The sequence below is a fragment of the Caldicellulosiruptoraceae bacterium PP1 genome, from assembly GCA_041320695.1.
GTDB lineage: Bacteria > Bacillota > Thermoanaerobacteria > Caldicellulosiruptorales > Caldicellulosiruptoraceae > JBGGOQ01.
In genome coordinates this window covers 32,579-53,345 of sequence record JBGGOQ010000004.1, presented here as the reverse complement: position 1 = coordinate 53,345, position 20,767 = coordinate 32,579, and the positions used below count along the sequence as shown (strand labels likewise).

General features: G+C 29.1%; 21 protein-coding genes. 8 read left to right on the top strand and 13 right to left on the bottom strand.

The window, feature by feature from the left end; all coding sequences use genetic code 11:
• Nucleotides 1-38: 38 nt before the first annotated feature.
• The 12 genes from ACAG39_07525 to rpmH form a co-directional block, all read right to left on the bottom strand.
• A complete protein-coding gene (locus ACAG39_07525; GenBank protein ID MEZ0537092.1) occupies nucleotides 39-551 on the bottom strand; it encodes a DUF4446 family protein in 513 nt (170 codons plus the stop codon).
• A gap of 46 nt (nucleotides 552-597) precedes the next feature.
• Nucleotides 598-1,407, bottom strand: coding sequence for a ParB/RepB/Spo0J family partition protein (locus tag ACAG39_07520; GenBank protein MEZ0537091.1), 810 nt, complete (start codon nucleotides 1,405-1,407; stop codon nucleotides 598-600).
• A 12-nt stretch (nucleotides 1,408-1,419) separates the two neighbouring features.
• Entirely contained in the window at nucleotides 1,420-2,193 is a 774-nt protein-coding gene (locus tag ACAG39_07515; protein MEZ0537090.1) for a ParA family protein, read from the bottom strand.
• Between the two features lie 89 nt (nucleotides 2,194-2,282).
• Nucleotides 2,283-3,089 carry a nucleoid occlusion protein gene (gene noc / locus ACAG39_07510; protein MEZ0537089.1) on the bottom strand — a complete coding sequence of 269 codons (807 nt, stop codon included), beginning with the start codon at nucleotides 3,087-3,089 and terminating at the stop codon, nucleotides 2,283-2,285.
• A gap of 111 nt (nucleotides 3,090-3,200) precedes the next feature.
• Complete coding sequence (gene rsmG, locus ACAG39_07505) at nucleotides 3,201-3,917, bottom strand: 16S rRNA (guanine(527)-N(7))-methyltransferase RsmG (protein ID MEZ0537088.1); 717 nt, start codon at nucleotides 3,915-3,917, stop codon at nucleotides 3,201-3,203.
• 18 nt (nucleotides 3,918-3,935) lie between these two features.
• Nucleotides 3,936-5,816: a tRNA uridine-5-carboxymethylaminomethyl(34) synthesis enzyme MnmG gene (mnmG, locus tag ACAG39_07500; protein ID MEZ0537087.1), complete on the bottom strand. Its 1,881-nt coding sequence runs from the start codon at nucleotides 5,814-5,816 to the stop codon at nucleotides 3,936-3,938.
• Nucleotides 5,817-5,826: 10 nt separating this feature from the next.
• Complete coding sequence (gene mnmE, locus ACAG39_07495) at nucleotides 5,827-7,194, bottom strand: tRNA uridine-5-carboxymethylaminomethyl(34) synthesis GTPase MnmE (GenBank protein ID MEZ0537086.1); 1,368 nt, start codon at nucleotides 7,192-7,194, stop codon at nucleotides 5,827-5,829.
• 80 nt (nucleotides 7,195-7,274) lie between these two features.
• The gene (gene jag, locus ACAG39_07490) at nucleotides 7,275-7,895 is read right to left on the bottom strand and encodes an RNA-binding cell elongation regulator Jag/EloR (GenBank protein ID MEZ0537085.1); all 621 of its coding nucleotides are present in this window, start codon (nucleotides 7,893-7,895) and stop codon (nucleotides 7,275-7,277) included.
• Nucleotides 7,896-7,922: 27 nt separating this feature from the next.
• Entirely contained in the window at nucleotides 7,923-8,900 is a 978-nt protein-coding gene (locus tag ACAG39_07485; protein ID MEZ0537084.1) for a YidC/Oxa1 family membrane protein insertase, read from the bottom strand.
• 33 nt (nucleotides 8,901-8,933) lie between these two features.
• The gene (yidD, locus tag ACAG39_07480; protein MEZ0537083.1) at nucleotides 8,934-9,161 is read right to left on the bottom strand and encodes a membrane protein insertion efficiency factor YidD; all 228 of its coding nucleotides are present in this window, start codon (nucleotides 9,159-9,161) and stop codon (nucleotides 8,934-8,936) included.
• On the bottom strand, nucleotides 9,158-9,571 hold the full coding sequence (gene rnpA / locus ACAG39_07475) for a ribonuclease P protein component (protein MEZ0537082.1): 414 nt from the start codon (nucleotides 9,569-9,571) through the stop codon (nucleotides 9,158-9,160). The genes yidD and rnpA overlap by 4 nt, the downstream gene beginning before the upstream one ends.
• Before the next feature lie 27 nt (nucleotides 9,572-9,598).
• The gene (rpmH, locus tag ACAG39_07470; protein MEZ0537081.1) at nucleotides 9,599-9,733 is read right to left on the bottom strand and encodes a 50S ribosomal protein L34; all 135 of its coding nucleotides are present in this window, start codon (nucleotides 9,731-9,733) and stop codon (nucleotides 9,599-9,601) included.
• 535 nt (nucleotides 9,734-10,268) lie between these two features.
• Here rpmH and dnaA point away from each other — a divergent pair.
• From dnaA to gyrA, 6 genes are all read left to right on the top strand, one after another.
• The gene (gene dnaA, locus ACAG39_07465) at nucleotides 10,269-11,630 is read left to right on the top strand and encodes a chromosomal replication initiator protein DnaA (GenBank protein MEZ0537080.1); all 1,362 of its coding nucleotides are present in this window, start codon (nucleotides 10,269-10,271) and stop codon (nucleotides 11,628-11,630) included.
• Between the two features lie 217 nt (nucleotides 11,631-11,847).
• Nucleotides 11,848-12,954, top strand: coding sequence for a DNA polymerase III subunit beta (gene dnaN, locus ACAG39_07460; GenBank protein ID MEZ0537079.1), 1,107 nt, complete (start codon nucleotides 11,848-11,850; stop codon nucleotides 12,952-12,954).
• Between the two features lie 17 nt (nucleotides 12,955-12,971).
• Complete coding sequence (locus ACAG39_07455; GenBank protein ID MEZ0537078.1) at nucleotides 12,972-14,000, top strand: DNA replication/repair protein RecF; 1,029 nt, start codon at nucleotides 12,972-12,974, stop codon at nucleotides 13,998-14,000.
• Nucleotides 14,001-14,004: 4 nt separating this feature from the next.
• Entirely contained in the window at nucleotides 14,005-14,295 is a 291-nt protein-coding gene (remB, locus tag ACAG39_07450; protein MEZ0537077.1) for an extracellular matrix regulator RemB, read from the top strand.
• 14 nt (nucleotides 14,296-14,309) lie between these two features.
• Nucleotides 14,310-16,202: a DNA topoisomerase (ATP-hydrolyzing) subunit B gene (gyrB, locus tag ACAG39_07445; GenBank protein MEZ0537076.1), complete on the top strand. Its 1,893-nt coding sequence runs from the start codon at nucleotides 14,310-14,312 to the stop codon at nucleotides 16,200-16,202.
• A gap of 15 nt (nucleotides 16,203-16,217) precedes the next feature.
• Complete coding sequence (gyrA, locus tag ACAG39_07440) at nucleotides 16,218-18,644, top strand: DNA gyrase subunit A (GenBank protein ID MEZ0537075.1); 2,427 nt, start codon at nucleotides 16,218-16,220, stop codon at nucleotides 18,642-18,644.
• Between the two features lie 35 nt (nucleotides 18,645-18,679).
• On the opposite strand, the gene ACAG39_07435 is transcribed toward gyrA, so the two are convergent.
• Entirely contained in the window at nucleotides 18,680-19,054 is a 375-nt protein-coding gene (locus ACAG39_07435) for a response regulator (GenBank protein ID MEZ0537074.1), read from the bottom strand.
• 156 nt (nucleotides 19,055-19,210) lie between these two features.
• On the opposite strand from ACAG39_07435, the gene ACAG39_07430 reads away from it, so the two are divergent.
• Nucleotides 19,211-19,915, top strand: a complete 705-nt coding sequence (locus ACAG39_07430; GenBank protein MEZ0537073.1) for a tRNA1(Val) (adenine(37)-N6)-methyltransferase — start codon at nucleotides 19,211-19,213, stop codon at nucleotides 19,913-19,915.
• Nucleotide 19,916: 1 nt separating this feature from the next.
• Entirely contained in the window at nucleotides 19,917-20,759 is an 843-nt protein-coding gene (gene rsmI / locus ACAG39_07425; GenBank protein MEZ0537072.1) for a 16S rRNA (cytidine(1402)-2'-O)-methyltransferase, read from the top strand.
• The last annotated feature ends 8 nt before the right edge of the window (nucleotides 20,760-20,767 follow it).

Genomic DNA, 20,767 nt, shown 5'->3' with positions numbered 1-20,767 from the left:
ATCCATTCTCTTACCTAACGGTAAGAGCTTTCCCCCCTTTACTCTCTTATTTCGCTTAAGTAAAAGTTCTTTTTGGCAATATCTAATGATTGTATTTCTTCAGCTGATAATGGATATTTTGATGTACCATTTTCAATAGGCTTTGCAAAAATTGTTGATCCTTCTCTTGTGTAAATTTCATTTAGAACTACTCCATTATCGTTTGCATCTAGTAATGTTAACGCAAAACTTAGATTGCTACCTACATTATCAAATGCATTATACCTTACTATCCCCAATTTTTGTATTGCAAGTTTTGAATTTTGTTTTAAGATATTAAGGTTATTGTTTAAAACTTTATTTTGTTCTTCAAGTGATGCTACTCTATTTGTTAGACTATTTATGACTTCCTCTAGGGATTTGAAATCTTGATTTTTAGTTAAATCTACAAACCTTCTTTTTATACTTCTATATTTGCTTGATATATAAAGATTAATAACAATAACTAAGAATATTAATCCTAATAGCAATAGTATTATTTCATTTGAGTAAGTTTTAATAAAGTCTTTCAATTATGTATCCTCCTTTATTGAATTAATATTGTTCCACGTGGAACAATTAAGGCATAATCATTGAAATTATTTTTTCTAATTCATCCTCTGAAGAAAATTGTATTTCAATTTTTCCTTTTTTATTTTTCTTTGTTATCTTTACCTTAAGGCCAAATAATTTCATTAAGTTTTCTTCAACCTCTTTTAGAACCAAATCCTCTGCTTTATTCTTTTTTTCCTTTTTTATTAATTCTTCTAATGACCTTACTGAAAGATTTTGGTCAACAACCATTTGTGCAAGTTTTTCTCTTTTCTCATTATCATCAACTGATAATAAAACCTTTGCATGACCTTCGGTTATTTTACCATCTATTATCAATTTGATTATCTCATCACCAATTCCTAATATTCTTATACTATTAGCAATCTTAGCTCTTGAAATGCCTAATTTATTTGATAGTTCTTCTTGAGTATATCCATATTGTTCAATAAGTTTTTTAAAAGCTAATGCTTCTTCATAAGGGTTTAAATCCTGTCTTTGTATATTCTCAATTAATGCTATCTCCATAACCTTTTCATAGTTCTTTACAATACATGGAACCTTTTTTAATCCTGCTATTTTACAAGCTCTTAATCTCCTTTCACCTGCTATCAACAAATAATCATCATTTTCCTTTCTCACAATTAATGGCTGAATTAGTCCATAATTTTTTATAGATAAAGCTAAAGCCTCTATTTCATCTTGGTTAAAAAATTTTCTTGGTTGATCATTATTTATCTTTATTTTATCAATATCTATTTCAATAACCTTCTCATTCTCATCTGGTAATTCATCATCAAATAAAGCATCAAGACCTTTACCCAATCTTTTTGACACCTTAACCACCCCTTACTGATTTATTTCCAATCTGTTTATATATTCCTTAGCTAATTGGATATATGCCTTTGACCCTTTTGACTCAGGATCATATATAACGCCTGGGATACCAAAACTTGGTGCTTCAGAAAGTCTAATATTCCTTGGAATAATACTCAAAAACACCTTTTCACCAAAATACCTTTTAACTTCTTCAACAACTTCAATTGATAGATTTGTTCTTGAATCAAACATTGTAAGAACAACGCCATCTATTGTTAAAGAGGTGTTCAAGTGTTTTTTGACTAAATTAATTGTGCTAATAAGCTGTGATAAACCTTCTAATGCATAGTATTCACACTGTATTGGGACAACAATAGCATCTGATGCTGAAAGAGAATTTAATGTAAGCAATCCAAGAGATGGGGGGCAATCAATAAATATGTAATCATAATTATTCTTAATTAAGTCAATTTTACTTTTTAGTCTATATTCTCTGGCAATCTTTGAAACAAGTTCTATTTCTGCACCAGCTAAATCAACATTAGAAGGAACTAATTGTAGATCATAGAATTTTGTCTTAATCAAAGCATCGTTTATATCAATTTCATTTATCAAAACATCATAAACTGTATTGTTTAACTTTTTTTTATCAATTCCAAAACCACTTGTCATATTACCTTGTGGGTCCATATCAATACATAGAATCTTTTTATTGAATTGCGATAAAGCTGCTGCTAAGTTAACACATGTGGTAGTTTTCCCAACACCACCTTTTTGGTTAACTACTGATACTATTCTTCCCATGTCATTTCATCCTTTAGTAGTTGTTTTTATTAAAATTATAACACAAAAATGTTCCACGTGGAACAAAAAAAAGCCACTTTAGAACTATTCTAAAGTGGTTGCGGGGATTTTTTATTTATTCTAACAACAACTTCATAATACTCATCATCTTGTCTTTCACTTATATTATAAACAATATCAGCTTTTTGAAAAATCTTGAGTGCCTTCTTTATTGTATTAAAAACAACCTTGCAATCATTCATAGCTATCTTCATATGCTTTTTTTCTTTTTTTTGAAATAAATAATCATTAATCAATCTTTCTGTTTCACTAACAGTAAGGTTTTTTTCAATTATTTTTTCAAGTATATATTTTTGATCATTTTCATCATTCAATCTTAATAAGGCCCTTGCGTGTCTTTCAGTTAAGTTATATTCTTTTATAAGCCATCTAATATCATTTGGTAAATTGAGAAGTCTTAATTTATTTGCAATTGTTGATTGAGTTTTACCAATTTTATTGGCAATCTCCACCTGAGTTAACTTAAATTCTTCTATTAATTGTTTATATCCTTGTGCCTCTTCAAAAAAGTCAAGATTTTCTCTTTGTATGTTTTCAATTAATGCTAAAACAGCAGATTCTTCATCTCTAACATTTATTACAATAGCATTAATATCTTTCATACCTAAATATTTGCACGCTCTCAACCTTCTTTCCCCTGCAATCAAAAAATAATTATTTCCTTGCCTTCTTACTACAATAGGCTGAAGAAGCCCATAATTTTTAATAGATTTTGCTAAATCCTCTATAAGCCTCTGATCAAAATTGCATCTCGGTTGATATGGATTTGGTAGAATTTTATCTATAGGTATCTTTTCATGAGCCTCGCTTCTCTGAAGTTTCATAAGAAGCTGCATTGTTTATCCCTTCCCTAAGTAATTTTTTTGTTTATTATATTTTACTAAAACAATTTTTATATTTCAAAAATTTTTTCAGACAATTAATGATATTATTAGATTAATTTGTTGTTATTTAATTGGATTTTTTACAATTTGGTTTGTTTTTCTTGGGTATTTTGTCGGTGTTTGACGAAATTTTCTTATAACAATTATACTTCTCTGTTCATTAGAATTCGGAAGGGTTAATTTTTCAACTTTTTCAATTTTTGCACCTAATATTTCTATTGCATTTTTAGCTTCTTCTATCTCTTCATCTGCCTGGCTCCCTTTTTGAGCTAAAAATATACCACCTATATTTACAAAAGGTATTGTATACTCAACAAGTTCATTTAATCTTGCAACAGCTCGAGCAAAAGCAATATCATATTTCTCTCTATAATTTTCCTTTTTAGATAAATCCTCTGCTCTGGAACAAATAACTTCAATACTTGATAATCCAATTCTATATATTGCATCACTTAAAAAGTCACACTTCTTCCTAATTGAATCAACAAGAGTTAAAGATATTCTTGGCTCAGCAATCTTTATTGCTACACCAGGAAACCCTGCACCAGTCCCAATATCAATTGCCTTTACTTTTTCTTTTCCTTCTAATTCTAACTCAATATACTTTAATAAGGATAAAGAATCAGCAAAATGTTTTATAATAAATTCATTTTCATCTGTAATACTTGTTAAATTAATTTCCTTGTTTTTTTCAAGAACTAATTGCATGTACCTTTTTAATAGTTCTGTTACTAAATCCTCATTTTTAATCCCATAAAACCTAACAATTTCATTAATCATCCTATTTCTTTAGCTCCCTTAATTATTTTCTTTTTTTATTTGCTCAAGATAGATAAGTAATACAGATATATCAGCAGGCTTTACACCAGAAATTCTTGAAGCCTGGCCAATTGATTTTGGCTTTATTTTATTAAGCTTCTCTTGAGCCTCTCTTGATAGCCCATTTATCTTATTATAGTCAATCCAGTTTGGTAATCTTTTATTTTCTAATTTCTTAAACTGTTCAACCTGTTGAAGCTGCTTTTTAATATATCCTTCATACTTTATTTCAATTTCAACTTCTTCCTTTACCCATATTGGTAACTCAACTCTTTTATCATCAATCTCTTTTAATACCTCGTAACTCAATTCTGTTCTTTTCAATAAATCAGAAAGTTTTACACCTGTTTGTATAGGAGATGAACCATATCTTTCTAAAAACTTATTTACCTTTTCAGATGGTGAAATATTAGTATTTTTTAACCTTTCAATCTCTCTTTGTATTTGTTCCTTTTTACTCAAAAATCTTTTGTATCTTTCTTCAGATATTAATCCTATTCTATATCCAATTTCAGTAAGTCTTATATCAGCATTATCCTGCCTTAATATTAATCTATATTCAGCACTTGATGTCATTATTCTATAAGGCTCGTTAGTCCCTTTTGTTACTAAATCATCAATTAATACACCAATATATGCCTGAGACCTATCAAGTATTAACATTTCTTTATTTTTTATATACATAGATGCATTGATACCTGCAATAATTCCTTGTGCTGCTGCTTCTTCATAACCTGATGTTCCGTTTATTTGCCCGGCTGAAAAAAGCCCTTTTATATTTTTAAACTGCAAAGTTAGCTCAAGTTGTAATGGATTAATACAATCATACTCAATTGCATAAGCAGGTCTCATAATTTTAACATTTTCAAGTCCTATTATACTTCTATACATCATTATTTGAACATCTTCGGGAAGAGATGTAGACATTCCTTGAACATACATCTCTTCTGTATCAATTCCCATTGGTTCTAAAAATGTTTGATGCCTATTTTTATCAGCAAACCTGACAACCTTGTCTTCAATTGAAGGGCAGTATCTTGGCCCTACTCCTTCTATAAGACCACTATAAAGAGGTGCCCTATGAAGGTTATCCCTAATTATTTTATGTGTTTGTTCTGTTGTATATGTTAAATAACAAGGAACTTGTTCAATATCAATCTTGTCATTTTCAAATGAAAATGGTGTTATATCAAGATCTCCATTTTGAATCTGCATTTTTTCTAAATCTAAAGACTTTCTATGAACCCTTGCAGGAGTACCTGTTTTAAATCTCATCATCTCAATTCCAAGAGATTTTAAATTTTCTGTCAAATAATTTGCTGGGTGCATACCATCGGGACCACCAGGGTAATAGTGTTGGCCAATTATTATTCTACCACCAAGAAAAGTCCCTGTTGCAAGGATTGCAGCTTTGCACTTAAAAATAGCTCCTGTTGTAAGTTTGACACCACATACTGAGTTATCATCAACTAAAATCTCACATACCTCACCCTGTCTAATATCCAAATTAGGTTGCCTTTCCACTACACTCTTCATATACATCTTATATTTTGATCTATCACATTGAGCTCTTAAAGAATATACTGCTGGACCTTTAGCTCTATTTAATATTCTTATCTGTATAGCTGTTGCATCAGCAGCTTTTCCCATCTCTCCACCAAGAGCATCAATCTCCCTTACTAAATGGCCTTTACCTGTACCACCGATACTTGGATTGCATGGCATATTTCCAATTGAATCTAAATTTATTGCAAACATTATAGTATTTATTCCTAATCTTGCACACGCAAGTGCTGCTTCTATTCCAGCATGTCCTGCACCAATGACAGCAACATCATATTCTCCTGCTATAAATTCCAAAAAAATCACCTCATTTCCCTATACAAAATGATGAAAAAATTCTATCAAGCATGTCTTCATTTACATTACCACCAATAATCTCATATAAACTATTTGTAGCATTTTTTATATCAATTGAAATAATATCAAGTGGCATATTGTTTAGTTGATCTATACTTGATTCTATTGCATCATATGCTCTTTGCAAACATTCTTTATGTCGCAAATTTGTAATTAATACTTCATCAAAAGCTTCTATATTCCCTTCAATAACTGCATTTTTTATAGCTTTTTCAATTTGTGAAAGGTTTTCATCTTTTGATAAAGAGATAAATATACCTTCCCTATTAAATAAATCCTTAAGGTCCTTTTGCGTAATTAATATTCCCTTATCTGTCTTATTTACAATTATTATTACCTTTTTATCCTTAACCTCATTAAATATCTTTATGTCATCCTCAAGTATATTATCAGCTTCCATTACAAATAAAACTAAATCTGCTCTTTCTACCATTCTTAGTGTTCTTTCAACACCAATTTTTTCAACTACATCTTCAGTCTCTCTAACACCTGCAGTATCCACAAGAACAATAGGTATGCCTTCTATATCTAAAATCTCTTCAATAACATCACGAGTTGTTCCAGGAATATCAGTTACAATGGCTCTTTCTTCTTTTAGTAACCTATTTAGTAAGGAGGACTTCCCCACATTAGGTCTACCTACAATAACAGTATATATACCACTTTTTATACCTTTACCTGATTCAAAAGATTTTAGTAATTTTGCTATTTTATCTTTTGCTTTTTTTAGATTAGCTTCAATCTGCTCAAAATTAATCTCATCAACATCATGTTCTGAAAAATCTATATTAACTTCTATTATTGATAAAATATCAATTAATATGTTAGTTATTTCTTCTATTTTTGACGATAATGTACCTGTAAGCTGTTTTGTTGCATTCTTTTGAAGTAACTCTGTTTTTGAGTTTATAATGTCAATGATAGCCTCAGCTTGTGCGAGGTCAATTCTTCCATTTAAGAATGCTCTTTTTGTAAACTCACCTGGCATTGCATGTCTAGCACCATTTTTTATCAAAAGATCTAATACTCTTTTTAAAACTACAAGGCCACCATGGCTTTGTATCTCAACAACATCTTCTTTTGTATATGAATACGGGGATTTATATTTAATAAAAATAGCTTCATCAACAATCTCATCATTGTCAACTACATAACCTAATGTTGCAAATCTATTTTTAACATCATAAATGCTCTTATACTTATCACTTTTGAATATCTTATCTACAATTTCAAAAGCATTATGTCCTGAAATTCTAATTATACCTATGCCTCCAACCCCAATAGGTGTTGCTATTGCGGTTATTGTATCAAATTCCATTTGTTATAACCTCTCTTAAAAAAAGTATATGTTTATTATAAAACAAGACAGGGAAAACAAATCTCCCTGCCTTGAATTTTTTACTTTAACGAAATAACTACTTTTCTATAAGGTTCTTCACCCTCAGAATATGTTGTAACAAACTTATGATTTTGCAAAGCTGTATGAATAATACGTCTTTCATAAGGTGTCATAGGTTTCAATTTAATACTTCTTTTACTTTTGACAACCTTATCAGCCATATTTAAGGCAAACCTTTTAAGGCTTTCTTCTTTGCTTTTCCTATAATTCATACAATCTAATATTATCTTCAAGTTGCTTTCCTTATGTTTTCCAGCTACAACTCCAGCTAAATACTGTAATGAATCTAAAACCTCTCCATCTTTTCCTATAATAATATAAGCTTTTCTACATTCAATGTTAATCTTTAAGTATTCATCATCTTCATTAAATGTCATATTTGAAATCTCTACACCCATTTTTGAACATACTTCAGTAAGAAAGTTTCCAATAATTTCTTTAATGTCCTCTTTTACAATAACCTTAACCTTAGCTGGTTTGGATCCAAAAATTCCCAATATTCCTTTTGATCCTTCATCAATAATCTCAACTTCTACCTTTGATCTTTCAACATTTAAATCCAAAAGTGCTGCTTCTACAGCTTCATCAATAGTTTTACCAGTCTTTTCAACCCATTTCATATTTCATTTTCCTCCATTTGAGTTAGGTTATTTTTTCTTTTTCCCACTACCACGCTGTAATTGCTGTCTTAGTTTTTCTAATTCCTTTCTTCTTTCTTCTTCTTTCTTTTCTTCATTTTCTTTTTCTTCTTCTACATTTTCATTTTCTTCATTTTCATTACTTTCTTGTTCTTCTTCATCTTTTTGCTCTTCAACAGTTTCTTGATTCTTTATAGCCACTTCTTCTTTTTTGTGTAGTTTTGAATAAACTAAAGTATTTACAACATACTGTTGGAACATAGAAAATAGGTTAGTTGTAATCCAATATATAATCAAACCTGCTGGAACTTGTAGTGCAATAAACCAAGACATTACAGGAAATACTAAATTCATAGAAGAAAGCATTTGGTTACTCATTTGATTAGCTGTTGGATTAAATTTTTGTTGACTCTTTTGAGAATATACCGCATAAAAATATGATGATAAAGCATTAAGTATTGGTAAAATAATTGTTTCTTTACGTGCTAAATTAAGTCCAAAGAAACTCATATCAATATATTTTTGGGCTTCAGCGATGATGGTATTTGTTATATTATATCCAGTTAAGCCATGAACTAAAGTATTGACATATTGATGCGTTTTCCCAACAACATATACAAGAGGATTTTGGAATACATAATAAAGAGCCATAAAAACAGGAAGCTGAATAAGCATTGGCCAACAACCACCAGCAGGATTATATCCAGTCTCCTGATAAAGCTTCATCATCTCTTCCTGCAACTTTCGTTGGTCATTCTTATACTTCTTTTGAATTTCCTGAAGCCTTGGTGCAACTTCAGCCATTTTACTTGTTGATTGTATCTGTCTTATAAAAAGTGGCATTAAAATGAATCGTACAAGTAAAGTAAGTATAATAATTGATATTCCATAACTTCCTGGCAAATGTATTGCATGAAGAGCATCATATATAAATTTTAATAATCTTCCTAACGGAATTGCTAAAAAATCAAGCCATGTAGGTGTCAAATTAAGTTTCCTCCCTATTTTTTATATATTATCCTATTTTAATGGATCATAACCACCTTTATTGAAAGGATGACATCTTGATACTCTTTTAAGACCAAGCCATAAACCTCTAAATCCATATTTTTCTATTGCTTGTAATGTATATTCTGAACAAGTTGGATAAAACCTACAACTTTTTTGAGGTTTATATGGTGAAATATACCTTTGATAAATTCTTATTAATATTTTTATTGGAAAAAGCACATACTTTGAAATCTTCATTTTTCTTCCTCGGATATTCTTTTCTTGTATAAATTTAATCTTCGAAATGCCATTTTTAGCTCATATTCGTAGTCATTGTAAAATAACTCTCTTGCTTTTACCTTTTCACTTCCATATTTTCTTGCAACAATTATTATATCATAACCTATACGAAATTTTTCCATATTTTTTTTGTACCATTCTTTAATAATTCTTTTTAGTCTATTTCTAGCAGTTGCTTTGCCAAATTTTGTGCTAATAGCTATTCCTAATCTATTAAATTTTAAGTTATTTTTTAAAACATAAACTACAATCTTTTTTTGAGCAGAGAATTTACCTCTTTTTATGATATATTCAAATTCCTTATTTTTTTTAATAGATATAATATTCATATCTATAATCATATGCTCCTTAACAATCTTTACATGCAAAAAAGACCACATATCTTGCGTGGTCTTTTATACAGCAAGTCTTTTTCTTCCCTTTAATCTTCTCCTTTGGAGAACCTTTCTGCCATTTCTTGTTCTCATTCTAATTCTAAAACCATGAGTTTTTTGTTTTCTTCTGTTGTGTGGTTGAAATGTTCTTTTCATATTATCCCACCTCCATTAAAAAATTCATTTTTATTTTATAGATAAATTTATTTATCTTCATATTTAAACAGACTATATTATACTCTAAAAGAAACTAAAAAGTCAATTCAAGCTTGTACCTTTTTAAATTTAATTTTATTATTCTCCTTTATATCATTTCCAACTGTTTTCATATAATTCTTCTTGAAAAAAAACATTTATTATTTGTTAAAGAGATATATCAAGTTATACACTGTGGATAAATAAAAAACATTAAAAATCCACATATCCACAGATTTTATCCACAGTATTTCAACAGTATGTTAAAATTTAATTTGCTGTGGATTTATAAAAAATAAAAAAATAATTTTTATTGAATGGAGTACTTTTTTTTGATATATTTATATATGCTCATCTTAAAATTAATGATTGTGAAAATTTTTATCCACATATGTTGATAACTTTGTGGATAAATGCCGTAAATATTAGGCATTAATTTTTTTATCATTATTTTAGGTTATCCACAAGTAATTTTACATAATAAAGGGTGAATTTTATGGTTGATTATGATGTTAATAAAGTGTGGGAGGATATTAAGGAGGTAATAAAACAAGAACTTAATCCAAGCCCTACAGATATTTCATATAACACATGGATAAATTCTTTGATACCCCTTTGTTTTGATGAAACTGATTCTTTGATATTGGCCTCATTTGCAGATTTTCATAGAGAAATAGTTGTAAATAGATATTCATTACTTATACTGAACGCATTAAGGCAACTTTATGCCCCACACTTAGGTCTTAAAGTAATACTTCCAACAGAAGTAGAGCAATATAAAAAATACCAAAAATCAAAGCAAGACCAAGAAAATGAGTTATCCACATATCTGAACCCTAAATATACATTTGATACATTTGTTGTAGGAAATAACAATAGACTTGCACACGCAGCAGCACTTGCTGTTGCTGAAACATCACCCGGAGAAAGAACATATAACCCTTTATTTATATATGGTGGTGTAGGACTTGGGAAAACTCATTTAATGCACGCCATTGGCCACCATGTTTTAAAAAATCATCCTAATGCAAAGATAATGTATGTAACATCAGAAATGTTTACAAATGAACTTATTGCAGCAATACGTGATGAAAAAAATGATGAATTTAGAGCTAAATACAGAAGTGTTGACGTACTTTTAATAGACGATATTCAATTTTTAGGTGGTAAAGAAAGAACACAAGAAGAATTTTTCCATACTTTTAATGCATTATATGAAGCAAATAAAAAGATTATTCTTTCAAGTGATAGACCTCCTAAAGAAATTACAACATTAGAAGATAGACTTCGATCAAGGTTTGAATGGGGACTTATTACAGACATACAAGCACCAGATTTTGAAACTCGAATAGCAATACTTAGTAAAAAATGTCAATTAGAAGGTATATCAGTTCCTCAAGAAGTTTTAGAGTTTATAGCAACAAAGATAGAAACTAACATACGTGAGCTCGAAGGTGCTTTAAACAAGATTATTGCTTATTCTAAGCTAATTTCTGAAAATCATGAGATTAACTTAGAACTTGCTGAAAAAGCATTAAAAGAGTTTATAGCATCTACAAAGCAAAAAGAGATAACAATAGAAATGATTCAAGCAGAGGTTGCAAACTACTACAATATCAAATTTGAAGATTTTAAATCATCAAGACGTTCAAGAAACATAGCCTTTCCAAGACAGGTTGCTATGTATATCTCAAGGGAAATTACAAATGTTTCACTTCCTAAAATAGGAGAAGCATTTGGGGGAAAAGATCATACAACAGTATTACATGCTTGTGAAAAAATAAAGGAACTTATCAACAAGGATAGTAATCTCAGAAATGCTGTCGAAACTATTAAAAAAAGAATTATTAACAATTGATTTTTTGTGTTGATAAGTTTAATTTTTTTGAAAATTTTACATGTGAATTTACTTAATAAACAAAAAAGTTATCCACATATTTATTAACAGCAGTTGATAATTGATTTTTCTACATTTAAAGAGGTTTTGCCAATTATCCACAATACCTATTACTACTGCTACTATTTTTATGAAATTTAAGTGAGAATAATTTTCTCACACGAAAGGAGATAAAAAAATGAAGATAGTTGTGGATAGAGATTTACTTTTAAAGAATATTTCCAAGGTAATACCAATTGCAGTAAAAGCAAAAACTTTAAATATTCTTGAATACCTTTTAATAGAAGTTGAAGATACAGTTGTTCTTACCTCCAATGATATGAATGTTCAAATTCAAACTGAATTTAACACTGAAATTATAGAAAAAGGAAGCTGTTTAGTTAAGGCTAAGCTTTTCTCTGAAATAATAAAAAAGATGCCTTCAAATAATGAGATAGTATTAGAAAAGAAAAATAACGAAATTTTTATCCACTGTGGAAAAATTGAATTCAAACTTCCTACTTTAGATCCACAAGACTTTCCAAAAATGGAGAGGAAGCAAACAGAGAATAGAATATCAATAAATAAAGATGAATTTATTAAATCAATTGATATGGTTGTTTTTTCAGCAAGCAAAGAGGATATAAGACCAACATTAAAAGGTGTTCTTTTTGAAAAAAAAGATGATAAGCTATTTTTTGTTGCATTAGATGGCCATAGATTGTCAGTAAAAAATGTTGATTATACAAGTATTGATGGAGAAATCTCAAAAATTATTCCAGCAGAAACCTTAGATGATGTAACAAAAATAGCACAGCTTGAAGATGTTGAAGAAATTAACATCTCCTTTTTTGAAAATCAAGCTTATTTTATAATTGGTTCTACAAACGTAATATGTAGTTTAATTGCAGGAAAATTCTTCGATTATAGAAATGCTATCCCAAATGAACATTCTACAAAGGTTATAATAAATTCTGAAATATTAAACTCTAGCATTGAAAGAGCAACAATTGTAACAAGAGAGGACAAGCTTGATGCTCCTTTAGTAATATTTGATATAAATGAGAATTCATTTGTTGTTCAATCTATATCATCAACAGGAAAATATGATGAGGAATTGCTATGCAATGTGGACGGAAAACATCAGAGAATTGGATTTAATGCAAAATACTTTTTAGAAGTTTTTAAGGTTATAAAAGGTGATATAGAAATAAAATTTGTAAACCAAACAAGTCCATGTATATTAAGATTAATAGATGATGATAAATTTATATATGTAGTTCTTCCATTAAGAATGCCTGAATAATTTTGAGGATGAAGAACATGAAAATAAAAAGGCTTTATCTTGAAAATTTTAGGTTATATGAAAAAGAAGAGTTTGAATTTGATAAGTCAATTAATATTATAAGCGGTGCTAATGCCTCAGGAAAGACAAGTATTCTTGAGGCTATATATTTTTGCTTATATGGTAAGAGCTTTAAATCAAGAGATATTGATGCTATAAAATTTGATAAGGATTATTTTTCTTTAAATTTATATTTAAATATGGAAAACCACACATCTGTAAAATCAAATGTTTATGTAGAAAAATCAGGATTAAAGAGAATAATTATAAATGAAAAGAAAATAAATAAGTTATCTGAATTGATTGATAAATTTAACCTTATTTTATTTCAGCCAAACTCAGTAAATTTAATAAAAGGTGATCCATCAATTAGAAGAAGATTTTTAGATATGATAATGATAAAAATCTATCCGCATATGTTTTTTGTTGTTTCTGATTTTAATAAAGTTATTCAAAATAGAAATGCTTTTTTGAAAAGCAATTCAAAAAACGATATAATAGATGTATATGATCAGGAGCTATCTATATTATCTGAGAGTATTATTAACAAGAGAATTGAGATAATAAAAAGGATTTCTGAATGCTTTAATTTTATTTTTAACTTTTTAATTGATGAAAATCAAAACATTAGTATTGAATATAAAAATAGCTTGAAAGTATTTGATAAACAAGAAATCTATAAAATACTCATAAACAACAGAAAAAAAGATACTGAAATGAAATACACAACAAAAGGTCCTCATAGAGATGATTTTGAAGTTTATATTAATAATAAAAATTCCAAAATATTTGCATCAGAAGGACAAATAAAATTGCTTACAATAGCATTAATACTTTCTATTGCTGAAATAACTCAAGATCCTATACTATTATTAGATGATATCTTTTCTGAGTTAGATATTAAAAAAAGGAATAAGGTTATTGAATTTTGCCAAAAATATCAGACATTTATTACAACAACTGATGATAATTTTGAAGGTAAAATATACTATATTTCGAGGATGTGAAGTAATGTTTGCAAATATCGGGGAGGATTTTGTAATCAATAATTCAGAAATATTAGCAATAATTGATTATAATGTTTTCATGAAATCTACCCCTAACAAAGCCATTTTAGAATTGATGCATAAAAATGATAGATTAGTGATAATTAATGATCAAGTTAAAAAATCTGTTATAATACTCGAAATAGATGGAAAACTATTTGGGATTATTTCCCCAATATCAACAGGAACATTGTCAAATAGATTTGTAAACTTTAATATGTATTTTGAAAATTTATTAGTTTCGGAAGGTGATTAAGTTTGACTAACAATATGGAAAATAACTATACTGCCGAACAAATACAGGTGCTTGAGGGACTTGAGGCAGTTAGAAAAAGACCAGGTATGTATATAGGTTCAACATCTCAAAGAGGTCTTCATCATCTTGTCTATGAAATTGTAGATAATGCCATTGATGAAGCATTAGCTGGATTTTGCAATGATATACAAATTACTATAAACAAAGATAATTCTGTAACAGTTATAGATAATGGTAGAGGTATACCTGTTGATATACATCCAAAACTTAAAAAATCTGCTGTTGAGGTTGTTTTTACAGTTCTTCATGCAGGTGGTAAATTTAACGAAGGTGCTTATAAGGTTTCTGGTGGCTTACATGGTGTTGGTGCATCTGTTGTTAATGCTCTTTCAAGATGGCTTGAAGTTGAGGTTTATAAAGATGGATATATTTATTATCAAAAATATAACAGGGGTATTCCAGAAACTGATCTTATAAAAAAAGGTGAAACAACCAAAACAGGTACTAAAATTACATTTATGCCTGATGATGAGATATTTGAAACAGTTGAGTTTGACTATGATACACTTTTGCAAAGAATAAGGGAACTTGCATTTTTAAACAAAGGGATAAAAATAACAATTTCTGATGAAAGACAAGAACCAGCAAAAAAGAAAGAATTGAAATATGATGGTGGTATTGCAGAATTTGTAAAATATATGAATAGAAACAAAGAGGTTATTCATAAAGATCCTATTTACATTGAAGGTACCAAAAATGATATTGTAATAGAAATTGCAATGCAATATACAGATCAATACAACGAAAATATATATTCATTTGCAAACAATATTGCAACTATTGATGGTGGAACGCATTTAGTAGGGTTCAAATCTGCAATAACAAAGGTATTTAATGACTATGCTAAAAAATATAATCTTTTGAAGGATGTAAATTTACAAGGTGAGGATATAAGGGAAGGACTTACAGCTGTTGTATCTGTTAAGATACATGAACCACAGTTTGAAGGACAGACAAAAACAAAGTTAGGTAATAGTGAAGCTCGTTGGGCTGTTGATTCTTTAGTATCCGAAAAACTTGAAAGCTTTTTAGAAGAAAATCCTGATATATCAAAAAAGATAATAGATAAGGCTATTCTATCATCAAAAGCAAGAGAGGCTGCAAGAAAGGCTCGAGAACTTGTTACAAAAAGAAAAAGTGCATTAGAAGGGCTTAACCTCCCAGGAAAATTAGCAGACTGTTCAGAAAAAGACCCCAAATTATGTGAGATATTTATTGTTGAGGGTGATTCAGCAGGTGGTTCTGCAAAACAGGGAAGAGATAGAAGATATCAAGCTATACTTCCTCTTTGGGGTAAGATGCTAAATGTTGAAAAAGCAAGAATTGATAAGATTTACTCAAATGATAAACTAACACCATTAATTTCTGCAATAGGTGTTGGTATTGGAGATGATATTGATCTTAAGAAACTTAGATACCACAAAATTATTATAATGGCCGATGCTGATGTGGATGGTTCACATATTAGAACACTACTTTTAACATTCTTTTATAGATATATGAGACCACTTATTGAAAATGGGTATGTATATATAGCTCAACCACCACTTTATAAAGTTATAAAGGGTAAACAGGTTAGATATGCATATAATGATAAGGATTTGCAAAAGGTTTTAAAAGAATTTAAAGATGCTGAAGTTCAAAGATTTAAAGGTCTTGGAGAGATGAATGCAGAAGAGCTTTGGGAAACAACTATGGATCCTAAAAATAGGATTCTTTTAAAGGTTGAACTTGAAGATGCTGTTATTGCCGAAGAAATATTCACTATACTTATGGGTGAAAAGGTTGAACCAAGAAGAGAATTTATTGAGCAAAATGCAAAATTTGTTCGTAACCTTGACATATAGGGAGGAAAAGGTTTAATGGAAGAACTTGAACAAAGGATTGTTCCTGTCGAAATACAGGATGAGATGAAAAAATCATATATTGATTATGCAATGAGTGTTATTGTAGCAAGAGCACTTCCTGATGTAAGGGATGGTCTTAAGCCTGTTCATAGAAGAATTTTATTTTCAATGAATGAGATTGGACTTACCCCTGATAAACAATATAAAAAATCTGCAACAGTTGTTGGTAATGTCCTTGCAAAATATCATCCTCATGGTGATGCAGCTGTTTATGAAAGTTTAGTTAGAATGGCACAAGATTTTTCAATGAGATATCCACTTGTGGATGGGCATGGAAATTTTGGTTCAATAGATGGTGATCCTCCAGCTGCTATGAGGTACACAGAGGCTAAGATGGCAAAGATAGCTTCTGAACTTTTACGCGATATAGAAAAAGAAACAGTAGACTATATGCCAAACTTTGATGAATCAGCAAAAGAACCAAAGGTTTTGCCATCAAGGTTTCCAAATTTACTTGTTAATGGATCACAAGGTATAGCAGTTGGCATGGCTACAAATATTCCTCCACATAACCTTGGAGAGATTATTGATGCAGTATGCCTTTTATTAGATAACGAGAATGCAACACTTGATGATATTTTAAAGATTGTAAAAGGACCAGATTTTCCAACAGGTGGATATATATTAGGTAAACAAGGAATAAAAGAGGCATATTCAAAGGGTAGAGGAAAGATTATAATAAGGTCTAAGGCTGTAATAGAGGAATATGGTCATGGTAAAGAAAGAATTGTTGTAACAGAAATTCCTTACATGGTTAATAAATCAAGACTTATAGAAAAGATTGCAGAGCTTGTTAGAGATAAAAAAATTGAAGGTATTTCTGATATTAGAGATGAATCTGACAAAGATGGACTTAGAATTGTTATTGAGATTAAAAGAGATGCAAATGCTAATGTTATACTAAAGCAGCTTTATAAAAACACACAAATGCAAGAAACCTTTGGTATCATTCTTCTTGCACTTGTTGATTATCAGCCAAAGATTTTAACTCTACTTGATATGCTAAAATATTATATTCAGCATCAAAAAGAGATTATTATAAGAAGAACTCAATATGATTTAAGAAAAGCAGAAGAAAGAGCTCATATTTTAGAAGGTCTAAAAAAAGCACTTGATCATATTGATGAGATTATATCAATTATCAGAAGTTCAAAAACTGTTCAAGAAGCAAAAGCAAGACTTATTGATAGATTTTCATTCAGTGAAGTTCAAGCACAAGCTATATTAGATATGAGACTTCAAAGGCTTACTGGTCTTGAAAGACAAAAAATAGAGGAAGAGCTTGCTGAACTTATTAAAATGATAGAATATTATAAAAATATTCTTTCATCAGAAACATTGGTAAAAGAGATTATAAAGAAAGAAATACTTGAAATTAAGCAAAAGTATAACGATGAAAGAAGAACAAAGATTTTAGTTGATGCACAAGAAGATTTTGATGAAGAGGAACTTATTCAAGAAGAAGAAAATGTTATTACACTAACTCACTTTGGATATATAAAAAGACTTCCTCTTGACACATACAAAAATCAAAAAAGAGGAGGAAGAGGTGTAACAGGAATATCTACAAGAGAAGAAGATTTTGTTGAGGAAATTCTTGTTACAACTACTCACCATTTTGTATTATTCTTTACTGATTCGGGTAAGGTATATAAACTTAAGACTTATGAGGTTCCTGAAACAGGAAGACAAGCAAAGGGAACTGCAATAATAAATATTATACCTATCAGTAAAGATGAAAAAATTACTGCTTGTATAAGTGTAAGAGATTTTGAACAAGGCTATCTTATGATGTGTACCAAAAAAGGCACAATCAAAAAGGTAGTTCTAAAAGAATTCGAGAATACAACAAAAGCAGGTAAAAAAGCTATAACACTTGATGAAGATGATGTTTTGATAGATGTAAAATACACAACTGGAAATTCAGAAATAGTGCTTGTAAGCAGTTTTGGAAATTGTGTTGTTTTTAATGAACAAGATGTAAGAGCAATGGGTAGAACAGCTTCTGGTGTTAAAGGAATGACATTAGAAGATGGTGATTTTATAGTTGGAATGGAAAGAGCTGATGAAGGTAAGTATCTTCTTTGCGTAACTCAAAATGGCTATGGGAAGAGAACAGATTTAAGTGAGTATAGGAAAACAAAAAGAGGAGCAAAAGGTGTAATTACCTATAAGGTTAATGATAAAACAGGAAATATAGCTGATATTAAAATGGTAGGTGACAATGACGATATAATGCTTGTCTCAACTGATGGAACTTTTATAAGAATAAACATAAGCGAAATACCAGTACAAGGAAGACAAACTCAAGGAGTAAAATTAATGAAAATAAATGAAGATGTTAATTTAAGCTCAATTGCAAGAATTAAAGATGAGGAATAGAAAAAGAAGGTTCAAAACCTTCTTTTTTTATGTATTTAATTTTTATCAACAAGCTCACTTTCAATTCTTTTAACTGTTTGAACTATTCTATCTCTAGAAAAAGGCTTTTGAATGAATTCATTTGCACCACAATTTATTGCTTCCTCTTCAATATGTGAAACAGTTATAGCTGAAATTACTATTACTTTTAAATCAGGCTTTAGGTTTTTTACAATCCTTGTTGCAGTAATACCATCAATATCAGGCATTGTAATGTCCATTGTTAATAAATCAGCATCTAAATTTTCAATGTTATTGATTAAATCCTTTGCATTAGAAAATTCTGCTATAACGTGATGGCCTAGTGAGGAAAATATATCTTTTAATATTGATCTTATAAAGGTTGCATCATCCACCACAACTATTTTCATAAACAATTGCTCCCTTTGTGTTGATATATATTTATTTAGACACTATAATATATTATAATTCTTTTCGCAAATAAAATACAAGATATGATACTATTATAAGTATATCTAATTAGCTAAATAATATGATAAATTATCTACAAAAAATGAGGTTGTTGTATGTTAAGAAGAGAAAAGCTTAAAATAGGTAATTTTTCTATATATCAGGATACAGATCACTTTTTATATGGAACTGATGCAGTTGTTTTAAGTGATTTTATTAAATGTAAGAAAAATGACACATTGATTGAATTTGGATCAGGTTCACTTATAATACCTATACTTTTATATGCTAAAGGGAAAAAATTTAAGAAAATATATTCACTTGAAGTACAAAAAGAGGTATATAATATTGCTTTAATGAATAGAGACATTAATAATCTTACAGATAAAATTGAAATTCTTAATGCTGATCTTAAAGATAGTTTAAAGATATTTGGATCTGAATTTGCAGATATTGTTTTTACAAATCCACCATATAGAAAGGTAAACACAGGAACAATAAATCCAAATATTAATAAAGCTATTGCAAGGCATGAGATTATGTGTACAATCGAAGATGTTATAAAATCAGCAATGCAAATTTTAAAATTTGGTGGAAGTTTTTATATGGTATATAGAAGTGATAGACTAACTGATGCAATATATTATTTAAGGATGTATAAATTAGAACCAAAGCAAATTAGATTTGTTCACCAGAATAAAGAAAAAGAGTCATCCTTAGTTTTAATAGAAGCAAAAAAAGGTAAACAATGTACATTAAAAATAGACAAGCCTTTATTTATTGATGAAATGGGATACTATTTAGATAGCGAGGATGAATAAAGTGGCTGGAACATTATATATTGTTGCAACACCAATAGGAAACCTTGATGATATAACCAAAAGAGCAATAGATACATTAAATCTTGTAGATATAATTGCTTGTGAAGATACAAGGGTTACATTAAAACTATTAAATTATCTAAATATTAAAAAGCCTTTATTATCTTATCACAAGTATAGTGTAAAAAGCAGAGAATCAACAATAATAAACCAATTATTAAGTGGGAAAAATATTGCATTGGTTTCTGATGCAGGTATGCCTCTTATTTCTGATCCTGGCGAAGAACTTATAAATATCTGCTATCAAGAGGGAATAAAAGTAACAGTAATACCTGGAGCATGTGCTTTTGTAAGTGCCCTTGTTATATCTGGACTTTCAACAAAAAACTTTGTGTTTGAAGGATTTCTTCCAAAAAATAATAGATCAAAGAAAGAAAAATTAAATGAGCTAAAAAATGAAAAAAGAACAATTGTTTTTTATGAAGCACCACATAAATTAATATACACTTTAGAAGAAATGAAAGAGTATTTTGGTAGTAAAAGAAGGATAAGTATTGTTAAAGAAATAACAAAACTTCATGAAAATGTTTTTCTAACTACTATAGAAGAAGCAATAGATTTTTATAAGAGTAACCCTCCAAAAGGTGAATATGTTTTAATTGTTGAAGGATCTCATAATCAAGTTGAAGAAATACACATTGAAGATGTAAATGAATTTATTATTAGTAAGCTTAATGAAAATATAGATAAAAAACAGATTATAAAAGAGGCTTGTGAAAAATTTAATATTTCGAGAAATGAAGTATATAAAATGATTTTAGATTTACAAAAGAATAATATGTAAAAAGAATG

Coding starts and splice junctions, on each gene's coding strand:
- ACAG39_07515 (MEZ0537090.1), bottom strand. CDS start 2,193: ATGGGAAGAATAGTATCAGTAGTTAACCAAAAAGGTGGTGTTGGGAAA.
- noc (MEZ0537089.1), bottom strand. CDS start 3,089: ATGCAGCTTCTTATGAAACTTCAGAGAAGCGAGGCTCATGAAAAGATA.
- rsmG (MEZ0537088.1), bottom strand. CDS start 3,917: ATGATTAATGAAATTGTTAGGTTTTATGGGATTAAAAATGAGGATTTA.
- mnmE (MEZ0537086.1), bottom strand. CDS start 7,194: ATGGAATTTGATACAATAACCGCAATAGCAACACCTATTGGGGTTGGA.
- jag (MEZ0537085.1), bottom strand. CDS start 7,895: ATGAAATGGGTTGAAAAGACTGGTAAAACTATTGATGAAGCTGTAGAA.
- yidD (MEZ0537083.1), bottom strand. CDS start 9,161: ATGAAGATTTCAAAGTATGTGCTTTTTCCAATAAAAATATTAATAAGA.
- rpmH (MEZ0537081.1), bottom strand. CDS start 9,733: ATGAAAAGAACATTTCAACCACACAACAGAAGAAAACAAAAAACTCAT.
- dnaA (MEZ0537080.1), top strand. CDS start 10,269: ATGGTTGATTATGATGTTAATAAAGTGTGGGAGGATATTAAGGAGGTA.
- dnaN (MEZ0537079.1), top strand. CDS start 11,848: ATGAAGATAGTTGTGGATAGAGATTTACTTTTAAAGAATATTTCCAAG.
- ACAG39_07455 (MEZ0537078.1), top strand. CDS start 12,972: ATGAAAATAAAAAGGCTTTATCTTGAAAATTTTAGGTTATATGAAAAA.
- remB (MEZ0537077.1), top strand. CDS start 14,005: ATGTTTGCAAATATCGGGGAGGATTTTGTAATCAATAATTCAGAAATA.
- gyrB (MEZ0537076.1), top strand. CDS start 14,310: ATGGAAAATAACTATACTGCCGAACAAATACAGGTGCTTGAGGGACTT.
- gyrA (MEZ0537075.1), top strand. CDS start 16,218: ATGGAAGAACTTGAACAAAGGATTGTTCCTGTCGAAATACAGGATGAG.
- ACAG39_07435 (MEZ0537074.1), bottom strand. CDS start 19,054: ATGAAAATAGTTGTGGTGGATGATGCAACCTTTATAAGATCAATATTA.
- ACAG39_07430 (MEZ0537073.1), top strand. CDS start 19,211: ATGTTAAGAAGAGAAAAGCTTAAAATAGGTAATTTTTCTATATATCAG.